This is a genomic window from Nitrosospira lacus (assembly GCF_000355765.4).
Classification (GTDB): domain Bacteria; phylum Pseudomonadota; class Gammaproteobacteria; order Burkholderiales; family Nitrosomonadaceae; genus Nitrosospira; species Nitrosospira lacus.
The window spans coordinates 483893-498453 of record NZ_CP021106.3 but is presented as its reverse complement, the minus strand read 5'-3'; the positions used below and the strand labels follow the sequence as shown (position 1 = coordinate 498453).

Genomic DNA, 14561 nt, shown 5'->3' with positions numbered 1-14561 from the left:
CAGAGCTTTCGCCGGTGGCGCACGGCAATCTTCCCTTCTCGCCCGGCTGCTTTTTTTCTTTGATCCCTTAACCCGGATGTTTCATAAATTGACATGCGTCAATTTATGAAACATCCGGGTTAGTCCGGCAGGCCGCTAGGCGCAAGCGCGTTGTGGCATAATCCGCGATGATGGGGTGATAATGCGCCACATCCATTATTTTAACGTATTAAGGACTTGCCGGTGGTTAAGTTAGCATGATCTACAGCATGACCGGTTATGCGGCGGTTGCGCGGGAAGTGCCGTATGGCTCACTGAATCTGGAGCTGCGCTCCGTCAATAATCGTTACCTTGACATCCAGTTCCGCCTGCCCGACGAACTCCGTTTGCTTGAGGCAAAAATGCGCGAGTTTCTGACGGCCAGATTGAACCGCGGGAAAGTCGAATGCCGCTTAAGTTTTTCCCGCCTGGCGAGTGCGGAAGACCCGCAGCATATCAATGCTGATTTATTACAAAAACTGCTGGAATTGGACCGTGCTGTCAGAGTGGCCCTGCCGGATGCACGCGGACTCGAAGTGGCCGATATCCTTCGCTGGCCGGGCATATTGGGCGCCGATTCCCCGCCTGCGGAAAGTTTGGCCGAGTCTTGCATGGAATTGCTATGTACTGCCCTGGATGAGTTTGCCGCGGCACGCGCTCGCGAAGGCGAGAAACTTAAAATCATGCTGCTTGATCGTCTCGGCAGGATGCGCCACTTGGTAGCCGAAGTATCGCCGCGTATTCCCGCATTGCTTGCGGCTTTTCAGGAAAAGATCAAGTCCCGGTTAAATGAAGCCATGATAAATCAGGACGATGATCGCATCCGTCAGGAATTATTGCTGTTTACCAGCAAGATCGATGTAGACGAAGAGTTGTCCCGCTTGCAGACTCACCTAGATGAAGTGGAGCGGGTCCTGTCGAGCGGAGGAGCAATCGGCAAGCGTCTGGATTTTCTGATGCAGGAACTCAATCGCGAAGCCAACACGATAGGGTCAAAATCGGTGGATGCGGAAGTATCGAAGATCTCCCTGGAGCTTAAGGTGCTGATCGAGCAGATGCGGGAGCAGGTACAGAACATTGAGTAGACTTCCATGCGAAATCAGCAAGTCTCATTGGATCAATAAAAGCCGCTAACCATGCGGCTTTTTCGTATCACACCATTGCATTTCATGGCTGGAGAACAGGTATGGCGCAAAGCGCCAGACGGCCGGATATTAATCTCGGTAGAAGGTTTCGAATCATGGGTAGAGACGGGCCTGGCGAGTACTAGATGGAAAAAAACTATAATAGTAAAACGCTGCCCAACCTTTCTGAGGCTGGACCGAGAAAATTAAGAAGGAGCCAGACGGATCGGTCTGAGGGGCTCAATCTGTAAGACCTATGGGGGCAAATCCTTATGCTGGGTTCGGGTAAGAAGTCAATACCCACACTGATTCTCGGTGTACCTCAGTCCAGTCGGCAGCGCTATGAAATCCTGATATTATCGCGTTACCAACTCAACAATAAGGAATAAAATGAAACGCATCTTGGGTCTAGTTATGGCCCTATTTTTTGTTGCGGCGGTAACCGGATGCGCCAAACCGAAATATAACTACACAGCTCTAGAAACCTCCTCCAGCCAGCCTCCAATTGGGTCAGCTAATACCAGTTATGTGGGCGACGTAATGCTCAGCCAAGGAAAATACAAGGAACATGACAGCATCTATGTGACGAAAAAAATTGACGTAATTTGGGCGTACAGCCTCATGCCTGGTTATTACCTAAAGCAAGGAGAAGATGACGTAGGGGAATATTATTATCCGGGAGGGGATGAGCCGGGGCATGTTGATAAAGCCATGCTTGCCGATCCGTGGAAGAGCGTAATGGCTAGGAAAGATCCGCCTTCAATCTGTGTCATCACGATGTTCAATATCGCGACCTGTAATTTAGAGCACCAGAATTACTTTGAGAAGCGCAAACGCCCATTAGCAAGCAACGATTCTTTCCAGCAAACGCTTATCTATAGCGGCAAGGTAGGCGACAAGATCAATATTGGTTATCGCGAGTTTTCAGGCAACCTGGCCCGGCCAGCATTCAATAACAATGTTGAGTATGATTTGTCGGATTCGATGCTTATAGCCTATAAGGGCGCCAGAATTGAGGTATTGGAGGCCAATAATCAATTCATCAAATACCGGGTGATTGAAAACTTCAATAAGGCCATTCCTTGATAAATCCCCATGCGCTCTTACTTCCATCAATGCAATCCCCCAAATGGCCGAGGACTGTATAAACTATGCGTTGGAAGCTCGCAAGTGGGCTTGGTCAGGCCGGGAATCGCATAGAAGAGCGGACACCGCCCCGGCCCAAGAAACTACGCGCCGGGTTATTATTTTTTGTCCATACCCTTTTCCCATTCGCGCGCACTCTTTCTTAGCCGAAGATCAGTTCTCTCGCGCCTCAATTTTACCCCAATCAAACCGCCCGCCACGAAAGCTATCACCGCCATCAGAATCCATTCCATAGCTCCTCCCATACTATTTTGAGTTTGATCATAGTCCTTTCGAATATCGAAATGCAATCTTTACAGGAGATTTCAAACTGAATCACTACTCCCTGCGTTCCCCTCACCCACCCTCACGCGAGGGTATTTTTTTGCTCCACTTTAAATGCCTCAATCGCAGTCTAGAATCTATACTGATTCTTTCCTTGCCGGCCAGTCATGCGCTGGTGTATTGAAACCGCACCAGGCCAAGCAGCGGCAACTCGATCATGGTTTCCATAAAATCTTCCTTCGATTTCTCAGTGTCCGACAGCGTGTTAAGTGCCTCTGCGATATATTGTCCACCTATTTTCCGTAGAATATTTTCGCCCATTATCCGCCCTCTTCGCTGCAAAAATTAACCGCCATTATCCCTCCACGGGCGTGATATGCCGCCCCGTCCCAAGAAATTGTGCCGGGCAATAGGCGCCCTTATCTCAGGAAATTACTTATTCTTATGACTTTGACTGGCAGTCTTTGCGTGTTGCTGTGAAGTTCCACCGCGGGTTGAATGAGAGCGAGATCCCGACGACGGGTTACTCTTGCCCTTCGGTTTTGGGCTTGCGGCTTTATTGCCGTCCTGATCAGCCTTTCCGTGTCTAGGGGGATCCGTTGGTAAATCACTAGCTGGATCCCTGCGATGGTGCGGGCTTTCCCGAGTAGGATCAGGAGTGAAGGGTTCGGTGGGAGGATGAGTTTTTTCTTGGGTCATAGTAGTCTCCTGGCAAATCAATAATGGATTAAATATGTTCAATCTCCCACTGTAGTAGCGAAGCGTACTATGACGAAATTTTTAAAAGAATTCGGTGCGGAGCCGCACCTATTAATGGAGTCGCTTTATGAGCTTGTCGAGTTATGTGGTAGCGCTATAAGATTGCTGAGCTCCGTTGGCTCAGTTGGGAATGAGTCTGGCAGATCGATCTAAGGTTTCCGTGTTCAAGGCCAGGCCAGTGGCACAAACTCTTACGCTGAGGTAGGTTAGAACAAAAAAAAGCCCGCAAGGGAGTAGTGTGGAAAGACCATAATATCCCCATAATTAATTAATACAAGCCACTTAGGCAATTATCGATAGACAAAAGAAAACCCGCCGAAGCGGGTTAATCTATAACGCCTTTTTTTTAAGGGTGTGTACCCATGCGTGTACACCTAGAAAAGATTGAATATCACATTCCGCATGGAGTCAGTCGGTCTCAAGGAACTGTAAAAGAAAGCCGGTGACCACGCGGCTCTTTTACATTGCATGCCCTTCACGTCGATCAGTATTGTTTCTCTGGAACCACGATAACCTTCTCGCTGGTGCCGGCTGGACCTTGGGGTCCCTGTGGTCCAGGAGTGCCCTTTGAGCCAATCGATATGCATCCACTCAGCCCGGTGAGGATTACCACTACCGTAAACAGTTTTAAGTTTTTCATTAAGCTTTCCTTTTTTTAGTGGTTAGTCTGGTACCCATAAGGAAAAATAATCTAATGTTGAGCTTGTCACAGTTTGTTACCGCACATAAAGCAGTTTTTATTCCATGTTTTGCAGGGAGGTGGAAAATCGCTTGGCTACCCTGTTACCTGAAAACGGTTTGGAATGATCTCTCCGGCATGCTTATGCTAAGCGTAGTGCTCGCGAGATTCAAAGATGAGGTAGAATCTTTCACTGCCCATTAGACCGGGAATTCCTCTTGAGCGACTCCTTGCATCTTGTCTGTCCACACTGCCAGGCGGTTAACCGCTTACCCGGTGCGCGGCTGGACCAGCAACCCAATTGCGGACAATGCCACCAGCCATTGTTTACCGGCCATCCGGTGGAGTTAACCGCCGCCACGTTTGGCAGACACCTTGATCGCAACGATATTCCCGTATTGGTCGATTTCTGGGCGCCCTGGTGCGGGCCCTGCCGAATGATGGCACCTGCCTTCGTGCAGGCAGCGGGCATGCTGGAGCCGCATGTCCGGCTGGCAAAGGTCGACACCGAGGCTGAGCCGGCATTGGGTGCGCAATATCACATTCGCAGCATTCCTACGCTTGCACTATTCAGAGGTGGGCGCGAGGTTGCACGGCAGTCGGGTGCCATGACGGCTCAGGATATTGTGCGCTGGGTTCGTTCCCGTTAACCTGGACCAGACGGCGGCTTGCTACACTTTGAAAAAACCATCACAAAATGACGCCGGGTAATTTATTCATTATCAGTGCTCCCTCGGGTGCCGGAAAAACCAGCCTGGTCAAGGCGCTGCTTAAAACCGGCATCGACCTGCGCCTGTCGGTTTCATACACCACGCGCCCGGCGCGTCCCGACGAAGTCGATGGGCGTGATTACCATTTTGTAAGCCAGGACGCTTTCGAACAGAGGCTAAAGCAGGGGGAGTTCATCGAAAGTGCCGAAGTTTACGGGAATTATTATGGCACTTCGCAAAAATGGATAGATGAGACCATCTTGTCGGGGCACGATATTCTGCTGGAAATCGACAGCCAGGGCATGCAACAGGTGCGATGCGTCTTTCCCGATGCGGTGGGAATTTTTGTCCTGCCGCCATCACCGGAGGTGCTGGAAGCACGCTTAAGGCAGCGGGGTCAGGATAGCCTGGAAGCCATCACGCGGCGTCTGGCTGCCGCCCGTGAGGAGATGGCTCATGTGAGTCAATATGATTATGTTATCATCAACGAGAAACTGGGCACGGCATTGCAGGATTTGACCTGTATCATACACGCCGAGCGCTTGAGAATATCAAGGCAACTTGATCGCCATCGTAGCCTGATAACGCAATTCGCTGGAATGCCTGTTCCATAAACGAGAGTTTCTTGATCTTTTCTGCATCTCCCGCACTTCGGGATGAAGAGTCAAAGCGATTCATTTTATACCGTTATTCCTGATTTCTGGAGCAATACCATGGCACGCATTACCGTTGATGATTGTTTAAAAAGAATTCCCAACCGTTTCGATATGACCCTGGTCGCGACCATTCGCGCGAGACAGCTTTCGGTCGGCGGGACCCCCATGGTGGAACCCGCACGGGATAAGCCTACCGTGATTGCATTGCGCGAACTGGCCCAGGGAAAGGTCGGAATAGAAATACTTACCAGTGTCCCGCTTTGATTTTTCGGGAAGCATATCTATACTAGAACCTGGTTGAATTCAATGGTCAACCCAGGGTATTTGCAGCGGGATTATAGACTGTCATGAGGGTGCTGCCATCCTGAGATGCCCGTACCTCCGGGCCTATCACGGTGAATGAAGGAATTACCATGCGAGCACGAGGTTTGCCGGACCCCTCTGCTACTTTACCCGAGGCGGATTTCCTGTTTGGCGAATTATCCGGCTACCTCAAGCCGGAAGATATTTCTGAGCTTCAGAACGCCTATCTCTTCAGCCAAAGCGCCCATTCCGGGCAATTCCGGAAATCCGGTGAACCTTATATCTCCCATCCGCTTGCGGTAGCCGGCATTCTCGGAAAATTGCGTCTCGATCCCCAGACGCTGACCGCCGCGTTGTTGCACGACGTGATGGAGGATACCCACGTCTCCAAGGCCGAGATCAGCGATAGGTTTGGCAAGGCGGTGGCCGAGCTGGTGGATGGGGTTTCCAAGCTCGACAAGATCGAATTCCAGACCCATGCGGACGCCCAGGCGGAGAATTTCCGCAAGATGCTGCTGGCGATGGCGCGTGATGTGCGTGTCATACTCATCAAATTGGCGGACCGGTTGCACAACATGCGTACGCTGGAAGCGATGCGGCCCGAGAAACGGCGCCGTATCGCCCGCGAAACCATGGAGATCTATGCGCCTATCGCCAATCGGCTGGGGCTCAACAATATCTACCAGGAGCTGCAGGAGCTCAGTTTCCGTTACCTTTTCCCCACGCGTTACAGAGTGTTGACCAATGCCACCAGGGCGGCGCGAGGAAACCGGCGCGAAGTGGTAACCAAAATTCTGGATTCCATCAAGCAGCGTCTTCAGGCCGCGGGACTGGATGCCGAGGTGACTGGACGCGAAAAGCAGCTTTACAGTATCTACAAGAAAATGGCGGAGAAGCACCTTACGTTTTCCGAGGTGCTCGACATTTACGGTTTCCGCGTTATCGTCAAGGACGTGCCCTCCTGCTACATCGCGCTGGGCGCGTTGCACAGCCTGTACAACCCTATTCCTGGCAAATTCAAGGACTACATCGCGATTCCCAAGGCAAATGGCTACCAGTCCTTGCATAACACGCTATGGGGACCTTACGGTACCCCCATTGAAGTGCAGATCCGTACCGCCGACATGCATCGGATAGCCGAGGCCGGTGTGGCCTCACACTGGCTCTACAAGAGTACCGATGCTGATCTTAACGATCTGCATATGAAAACTCATCAGTGGTTGCAGAGTCTGCTGGAAACGCTGAGTGACTCCACCGATTCTTTGGAGTTCCTGGAACACCTCAAGGTTGACCTGTTTCCCGGCGAAGTCTATGTATTTACGCCCCAAGGCAAGATATTGGCCCTGCCCAAGGATGCCACGGCTGTGGATTTCGCCTATGCGGTGCATACCGACATCGGCGACTGCTGCGTGGCCGCCAAAATAAACGGTGAGAATGCGCCATTGCGCACCCATCTCAGAAGCGGCGACCGCGTGGAGATTGTCACGGCATCACATGCCAAACCCAATCCTGCCTGGCTTAATTACGTGGTTACCGGCAAGGCGCGCTCGCATATCCGCCGTTTTCTCAAGACCATGCAATACGAAGAATCGGCGAAACTGGGGGAGCGCTTGCTGAATCAGGCTTTGATGTCGCTCAAGATTGATCCGCAGACGATAAGCGAAGCGCAGTGGGAGAAACTGGCACGCGAGAGCGGTGCCAAATCCAGAAAGGATTTACTGGCGGACATGGGATTGGGCATGCACTTGCCGGCAGTCATCGCAAGGCGTCTGGCATCACCCGGAGAGTCTTCGTCCAGAGCGAATGGAGGTAACGGCGTCATCACCATACTTGGCACCGAAGGCATGGCGGTACAATTCGCCAAATGCTGCCGCCCGATCCCGGGGGACCCCATTGTCGGTTTCATCAAGAAAGATCAGGGATTGGTGATTCATATCCATGATTGCCCGGTAATCTCAAAAAACCGGGGCCATTCGGACAACTGGCTGGATGTGGCATGGGGTAAAGGAATTGCCAGGCATTTCGAGGTCAGTATCAAGACAGTGGTAGCCAATCAGCGCGGTGTACTGGCAAGGGTGGCGGCGGCAATCGCTGAGGCCGGCTCCAATATTGACAACGTTGTCATGGAAGCGGATGGCGCCTATACCACCATGAACTTCATGCTGCAGGTCCGCAACCGCTACCACCTCGCACAAGTCATGCGCAGTTTGAGGCGTATTCCGGAAGTGGCAAAAATCACGCGTATGAAAGGCTGAGTCAACCGCACTGGGCTTCGAATTCCGCACCCGTTTCCCGCTCGCTTACCCGCAGACTTGCCTTCCGCCTGATACCCGCATATTGCTATCGCTCATAGGCCAGCACCGGCGCCAGCCATTTTTCCGTTTCTTCCAATGCCCAGCCTTTGCGCTTCGCATAATCCTCCACCTGATCCTTATTTATCTTGCCCACAGCGAAATAATCAGCTTCGGGATGAGAAAAATAGAAGCCCGACACCGCAGCCGTAGGTACCATGGCGTAGGATTCGGTCACGATAATGCCCGCGTTTTCCGGCGCTTTCAGCAGTTCAAACAAAGGTCCCTTCTCGGTGTGGTCGGGGCAGGCCGGGTAACCCGGCGCGGGACGGATGCCCCGATATTCTTCGTTGACGAGTTGCTCATTGCTCAAGTCTTCATCTTTGACAAAACCCCAGAATTCGCGCCGTACCCGCCAGTGCATGTGTTCGGCAAAAGCTTCCGCCAGGCGGTCGGCCAGCGCTTTCAATATAATTGCGCTGTAATCGTCATGTGCATCCTCAAAAGCCTTGACCCGCGCGTCTATGCCCAGCCCCGCCGTTACCGCGAACGCACCGATGGCGTCCCGGATCCCGGTTTCCTTGGGGGCTATAAAATCAGCCAGGCACAGATTCGGGCGCCCGGCTGGTTTCGTGGTCTGTTGCCGCAAATTGTGGAAGGTCATTGCCACTCTGGTGCGGCTCTTGTCGGCATAGATTTCGATGTCGTCATTGTTCACGGTATTCGCGGGAAACAGGCCGACTACGGCATTCGCACCCAGCCATTTCTGCTCGACAATTTTCTTCAGCATGGCCTGGGCATCGCGGAACAGCGTGGTGGCAGCCTCACCCACTACCTCGTCCTGCAGAATCGCCGGATAGCGTCCCGACAACTCCCACGCCTGAAAAAATGGCGTCCAATCTATATGGGGTACTATTTTTTCGAGCGGATAATTTCTTAATGATCTTATACCGATGAAATCCGGCTCGGGTGGAGTGTAATTCGCCCAATCAGTTTTAAAGGCATTATTCCGGGCTTCTGCAAGAGTGAGCATGGGCGAAGGGCCCTTCTTGTTCTTATGCTGGGTGCGGACTTTTTCGTACTCTGCCTGCAGTCCACTCACATAGGCCGCCCGCAAATCCTCCGAAAGCAAGTTGCTGCATACCCCTACGGCTCGGCTCGCATCCGGCACCCACACGGTAACCCCTTTATAATGCGGCGCTACCTTCACCGCAGTGTGCACTCGCGAAGTGGTTGCGCCACCAATCAATAGCGGAATGGTAAACCCCTCACGCTGCATTTCTTTCGCCACATGTGCCATCTCCTCCAGGGAGGGGGTAATCAGTCCTGACAGGCCGATCATATCGGCGTTCTCGCGCCGCGCCATTTCCAGAATCTGTGCACAAGGCACCATGACGCCCATGTTCACGACCTCATAGTTGTTGCACTGGAGCACGACCGTAACGATGTTTTTGCCGATATCATGGACGTCACCCTTGACGGTGGCGATGACGATCTTGCCCTTGGGCCTGGAATCACCCGACAACTTCTTTTCCGCCTCGATGAATGGCAGCAGGTGCGCCACCGCCTGCTTCATTACACGTGCCGACTTGACTACCTGGGGCAAAAACATCTTGCCGGAGCCGAACAGGTCACCCACGACGTTCATGCCGTTCATGAGCGGCCCTTCGATCACCTGGATCGGGCGCCCGCCCTGGTTACTGATTTCGAGCCGCGCCGCTTCGGTATCCTCCACGATGTAAGTGGTGATGCCCCTGACCAGCGCGTGAGTCAGACGCTCCTGGACCGGCTGATCGCGCCATGAGAGATCTTCGATGGTTTCCTTGCTTTTTCCCTTGAAGCTTTCCGCGAATTCCACCAGCCGCTCGGTGGGCGTGACGTCCCCTTCGACTGGCCGGTTGAGCAGCACATCCTCGACTCGTTCCAGCAGGTCCTTGGGAATATCCGAATAAACGCCCAGCTGCCCGGCGTTGACAATGCCCATGGTCATGCCGGCCCGGACCGCGTGATAAAGGAACGCGGTATGGATCGCCTCCCGAACCGGCTCATTGCCGCGGAAGGAGAACGACACATTCGATACGCCACCGCTCACTTTGGCATAGGGGAGGGTTTGCTTGATGATGCGAGTGGCCTCGATGAAGTCAACGCCGTAATTGTTGTGTTCCTCGATGCCGGTGGCAACCGCGAAAATGTTCGGGTCAAAAATGATATCCTCAGGCGGGAAACCCACCTGATCAACGAGAATGCGGTAGCAGCGCTTGCAGATCTCCACCTTGCGTTCTTTCGTATCGGCCTGGCCTGATTCATCGAAAGCCATCACGATGACCGCCGCCCCGTAGCGGCGTGCAAGTTTTGCATGTTCGATAAACTCCGCCTCGCCTTCCTTCAGGCTGATGGAATTGATCACCGCCTTGCCCTGCACGCATTTGAGCCCCGCTTCGATCACCGACCATTTACTCGAATCGATCATGACCGGTACACGGCTGATGTCCGGTTCGGCGGCGATAAGGTTCAGGAACGTCACCATCGCCTTCTGCGAATCGAGCATCGCCTCATCCATATTGATGTCGATGATTTGCGCGCCATTTTCCACCTGGTTGCGGGCGACACTCAGTGCTTCCGCATAGTTATTACCCAGTATCAGCCGGGCAAAGGCTTTCGAGCCGGTGACATTGGTTCGTTCGCCAACATTCACGAACAGTGAATCGTCGCCGATAGCGAGAGGTTCCAGCCCGGACAGCCGCAGCTTTTTCGGAATATCGGGGATAGCTCGCGGTGTAATACCGCTCACTGCATCGGCGATCGCTTTGATGTGGGCGGGTGTCGTGCCGCAGCAGCCACCGACGATATTGACAAAGCCTGATTGTGCAAATCCCTTGATCAGACTGGCGGTATATTCGGGCGACTCGTCATAGCCGGTTTCCGCCAGCGGATTGGGCAGGCCGGCATTGGGATGCGCGCTGACATACACACCGGCGACCCTCGACAACTCCTCTATATATGGGCGCATCAATTCCGCCCCCAGGGCGCAGTTGAGTCCCACGGATAATGGGCGCGCGTTACTTACGGAATTCCAGAAGGCTTCTGGCGTCTGTCCTGAGAGCGTCCGTCCGGAAGCGTCGGTGATGGTCGCCGAAATCATGATGGGTAAGCGTATGCCATGAGTCTCGAAATACTGATCTATGGCAAACAGCGCGGCCTTGGCGTTCAGGCTGTCGAATATGGTCTCGACCAGCAGGATATCGGCACCACCGTCAATCAGGCCCCGAATGGATTCGGAATAGTCCGCCACCAGTTGGTCGAAGGTAATGCCGCGAAACCCCGGGTCGTTCACGTCCGGCGATATCGACGCGGTTTTCGTGGTTGGCCCCAGCACCCCCGCGACAAAGCGCGGCTTGTCCGGTGTTTTCGCTTCAATCGCCTGCGCGGCTTCCTTTGCCAGTTTAGCTCCGGCAAAATTCAGTTCGTATACCAGATCCTCCATGTGGTAATCCGACATCGAAGCCGCGGTGGAATTGAAGGTGTTGGTCTCGATGATGTCGGCGCCAGCCTCCAGGTAGCCGGTATGGATGGCATGGATGATCTGCGGCTGGGTGAGGGTCAGAAGGTCGTTATTGCCCTTGAGATCATGCGGAAAATCGGCGAAACGCGACCCGCGATAATCCGCCTCGTCGAGCTTGTAGCTCTGGATCATGGTGCCCATGGCCCCATCCAGCATCAGGATGCGGTGGGATAGGAGGTCTTGCAATAATGCAGTGCGGGGATGTTGGTTCATGACTGGATCGGTTACGATTGAGGCTGGATTCTATCATGCCCCCATCGGTATTTGCCCTGACCCCACAGGGAATGGCAGGGCTGCCGCTCCACTTAGCAGCCGCCGGACTTAAAGGAAGTCGGCTGCAAAGGCCGGGTATGAAAGTATCGAGCCAGCCTATATTTCGCCGCTTTCTCTGCCAATAGAACAACTATTGGTCTTTAAAATCGTCAAAATCTACCTCACCCAGCCGCATTTTCGCTTCGATTCTTCAAATCCGGCGGGCTGGTAGTGGATTTTGCCTGCTTTTCAATGCTGCGTAGAACACGTCTTGTGGATCGAAGCGAACCTTCGATGAAACCCTGGTAGTCAGAAAACGCTTCCCCGCAAATATGGATATTCTTTCTTTCCGAGGGATTCTGATTCAAGGAGAATGCCTCAAGGAACTCAATATGTCTCCAGGACATCACCCCTGGCAGCCATCCATGAGCCGCGGCGCCAAAGGGGCTCTTGCCCCAGTCGCGCATTCCGCAGGCAAGGAGGCGATCCTGGGTAAAATCATGGTGCTCATAGTCTCTCGCAAACTGCACGAAACGTTGCCACAACCGAGGATAGCCCGGCTCTTTTACAATGATCGGGTTTTCGTCACTAAGATAGATTGATCGAGACGTATCTTGCGTATCTGGATGCAAGAGTTCTTTTTCCAGCTTCAAGAACCAGGTCTTGGCGATTTCCTGGCTCTCAAGTTGAGGGTCCTCCGGCGGCGCTTGACCGGGTTGATCATGATTGCATTCGATTGTTCTCAAGTAATCGGACCAGAACGTAATTGCCGGACGGTCTGTGTAGACCATGATAAGCCCTTTGGTCCCATCGCTGCTTTTCACGTAGAGCAATTCTCGTGTGGGAATATCCGCGGCACTGCGATTAAGAGGCCTGTTGTCTTCCCACCAGGGTTTTTCAATCACGAAGAAGCACTTTAACAGGGGGAGGCAGGTGACGGCGTTCAGCGCCGCCTTGAGCATTCCGTGGGGCGGGCCTCCATTCCATGATATTTTTTCAAGCGGACGCTTGGGCAAGGCAAGAATCACTCTCCGCGCCTTGATCACATCTTTCTCGTTTTCGATGATGAGATTCACTTCATCACCATCCGACTGAAGGCCCAATACTTTTCTGCCTTTCTGAATACACAACGAAGGATTATTTTTTCCTTCTTCATAAAGCCTTTCCAGGAGCTTCCAGATAATCCGGCTCATTCCCCCGCGAATGCCGCGCAGCGATCCGGTGCTTCGAATCGCTCTAAGCCAGAAAATAATCCATTCCGCGGCATTCAAGTTTTCATGTACAAAGTGGTAATAACTCCCCCAGTCCCTTATCTTGACCACGGCGTAATGGCTTAACACATCGCTGAGGACATTCCAGAAACCCAGATTCCACAGCGGCTGGCCTCTGAAACTCGCGGTTTTTCTGATGACTTCCAGATCTTCGTCAGTAATATTCTGGATCCATTCGAGCAACTCCCCTTTCCAGTAATGGCGATAAAAGAAGGCTTCTTCCGTTAAATTTCTCCACTGTTCATTGGCGGCGCTGGTCTTCCACGGCGTTTCTGCATTATCGAGATCAACAAGTTCAAAAATACGCCTGAGGGCCAGTATCATCAGGTCAAAGGGGGTTTTTTGCTTGGCCTCTTCTTCGCGAAGGGTAAATCGGGGCTCCATGGGATCTTCGGACGCATAGGACGAAAAGGGTACTAAATCGTCCAGGCTTTCTTCTTCGCCGGGCGCCTGTTCCTTTATTCCCAGTTCGTCGAGCAATGCGTGCAATAAAGGCTGGTCACGCGGCTCTATTCTCATGGGCCCGAATTCAGCACGAAAATATTCAATCCTGGATAATTTCTCGGCAGCCTTGCCATCCTTTTCCATCGAGTGTCTTTCTGTGGGACCTCGATAGGGAGATTGCTTGCCGCCATGCGGCTCAAGAGGATCAGGTTTTCCGCTGGTAAAATCCCAGTTACAGGGATCCCATGTATCATCGAAGCCGATGGCTTCTCCATTCTTCTCATCAGTTCTCAGCAAGGACCATGTTTCTATGCGGCCTCCAAACCGGTTCGAAGCTTCGAGAAGGAGAATACTGTTGATTTTGAGCAATTCACGCTGCTTGATCAGTTCATGGCAGCAATACAGGCCCGCAATACCACCACCAACAATCACAACGTCATAGGGTTCGGCGATCTGCTTGCCGGTCTTGTCATTTGACATCTATCTCTCTCCCCAGATGTTGCAGATGTTGCAGCTCTTCCAGCGAATAGCGGTAACCGGGATCCAGCATCAACGCGGCGCGAAAATAGCGCACCGCTTCCGGCAGCCTTCCCAGATAGCGCAGGCAGACTCCCTTGTTGTGATGCACCACCGCTCGATTATTGTCGATCGCCAGCGAGGCATCATACAGCGGCAACGCTTCCGCATAGCGGCCTACATCGAACAAGACATTTGCCCATTCATTGAGCGCCGGCGCATATTCCGGATCGAGGCCGAGCGCCACGCGGAAGGCCGAGATCGCGGCTTGCGGTTCGCCAAGGTCGCGGCGAACCAGGCCCATGTTACCCCAGTGCATCGGATTCCAGGGCGCGAGGCGTAATGCCGCACTGAAATGAGCAAGGGCGGTTGCGAAATCCTGGCGGGACCAGGCTACATTGCCTAATCCACGCCAGACATCGGCGCAATCCGGTTGCTTCCCGGCCCTTTCCCGAAAGAACAGCTCGGCATCTCCGAGCTTTCCGCCCCGCCATGCCTCATAGCCTGGCAAAAGCGCCGGATCATCAGGGGGCCAATCATTCCACTGCATGGCGTTCAGATTGTCT

Annotated in this window: 11 protein-coding genes; 6 read left to right on the top strand and 5 right to left on the bottom strand. The window is 53.0% G+C overall.

Annotation, left to right across the window (positions count from 1 at the left end; translation table 11 throughout):
- Positions 1-236: 236 nt before the first annotated feature.
- Together EBAPG3_RS02225 and EBAPG3_RS02220 are read left to right on the top strand one after the other, a co-directional pair.
- Positions 237-1103: a YicC/YloC family endoribonuclease gene (locus EBAPG3_RS02225; protein WP_004175533.1), complete on the top strand. Its 867-nt coding sequence runs from the start codon at positions 237-239 to the stop codon at positions 1101-1103.
- 429 nt (positions 1104-1532) lie between these two features.
- Positions 1533-2228 (top strand): hypothetical protein, encoded by a 696-nt coding sequence (locus tag EBAPG3_RS02220; RefSeq protein WP_040851513.1) that lies wholly within the window; start codon positions 1533-1535, stop codon positions 2226-2228.
- 489 nt (positions 2229-2717) lie between these two features.
- Here the strand turns inward: EBAPG3_RS02220 and EBAPG3_RS15125 are convergent, their stop codons facing one another.
- Both EBAPG3_RS15125 and EBAPG3_RS15120 read right to left on the bottom strand, forming a co-directional pair.
- Positions 2718-2873: a hypothetical protein gene (locus EBAPG3_RS15125; RefSeq protein ID WP_004175525.1), complete on the bottom strand. Its 156-nt coding sequence runs from the start codon at positions 2871-2873 to the stop codon at positions 2718-2720.
- Between the two features lie 922 nt (positions 2874-3795).
- Positions 3796-3951, bottom strand: a complete 156-nt coding sequence (locus EBAPG3_RS15120) for a hypothetical protein (protein ID WP_161493769.1) — start codon at positions 3949-3951, stop codon at positions 3796-3798.
- 257 nt (positions 3952-4208) lie between these two features.
- Between EBAPG3_RS15120 and trxC the strand changes: the two genes are divergently transcribed.
- The 4 genes from trxC to EBAPG3_RS02195 all read left to right on the top strand — a co-directional run bounded on the left by trxC (position 4209) and on the right by EBAPG3_RS02195 (position 7914).
- A complete protein-coding gene (trxC, locus tag EBAPG3_RS02210) occupies positions 4209-4640 on the top strand; it encodes a thioredoxin TrxC (RefSeq protein WP_004175523.1) in 432 nt (143 codons plus the stop codon).
- A gap of 47 nt (positions 4641-4687) precedes the next feature.
- Positions 4688-5314 carry a guanylate kinase gene (gmk, locus tag EBAPG3_RS02205; protein WP_004175521.1) on the top strand — a complete coding sequence of 209 codons (627 nt, stop codon included), beginning with the start codon at positions 4688-4690 and terminating at the stop codon, positions 5312-5314.
- A gap of 99 nt (positions 5315-5413) precedes the next feature.
- The gene (gene rpoZ, locus EBAPG3_RS02200; RefSeq protein ID WP_040851536.1) at positions 5414-5620 is read left to right on the top strand and encodes a DNA-directed RNA polymerase subunit omega; all 207 of its coding nucleotides are present in this window, start codon (positions 5414-5416) and stop codon (positions 5618-5620) included.
- Positions 5621-5769: 149 nt separating this feature from the next.
- A complete protein-coding gene (locus EBAPG3_RS02195) occupies positions 5770-7914 on the top strand; it encodes a RelA/SpoT family protein (protein ID WP_004175517.1) in 2145 nt (714 codons plus the stop codon).
- A gap of 85 nt (positions 7915-7999) precedes the next feature.
- Here the strand turns inward: EBAPG3_RS02195 and metH are convergent, their stop codons facing one another.
- From metH to EBAPG3_RS02180, 3 genes are all read right to left on the bottom strand, one after another.
- The gene (gene metH, locus EBAPG3_RS02190; protein WP_040851508.1) at positions 8000-11725 is read right to left on the bottom strand and encodes a methionine synthase; all 3726 of its coding nucleotides are present in this window, start codon (positions 11723-11725) and stop codon (positions 8000-8002) included.
- 221 nt (positions 11726-11946) lie between these two features.
- Positions 11947-13959: a flavin monoamine oxidase family protein gene (locus EBAPG3_RS02185; RefSeq protein WP_004175514.1), complete on the bottom strand. Its 2013-nt coding sequence runs from the start codon at positions 13957-13959 to the stop codon at positions 11947-11949.
- On the bottom strand, positions 13949-14545 hold the full coding sequence (locus tag EBAPG3_RS02180) for a tetratricopeptide repeat protein (RefSeq protein WP_004175512.1): 597 nt from the start codon (positions 14543-14545) through the stop codon (positions 13949-13951). The genes EBAPG3_RS02185 and EBAPG3_RS02180 overlap by 11 nt, the downstream gene beginning before the upstream one ends.
- Positions 14546-14561 lie beyond the last annotated feature (16 nt).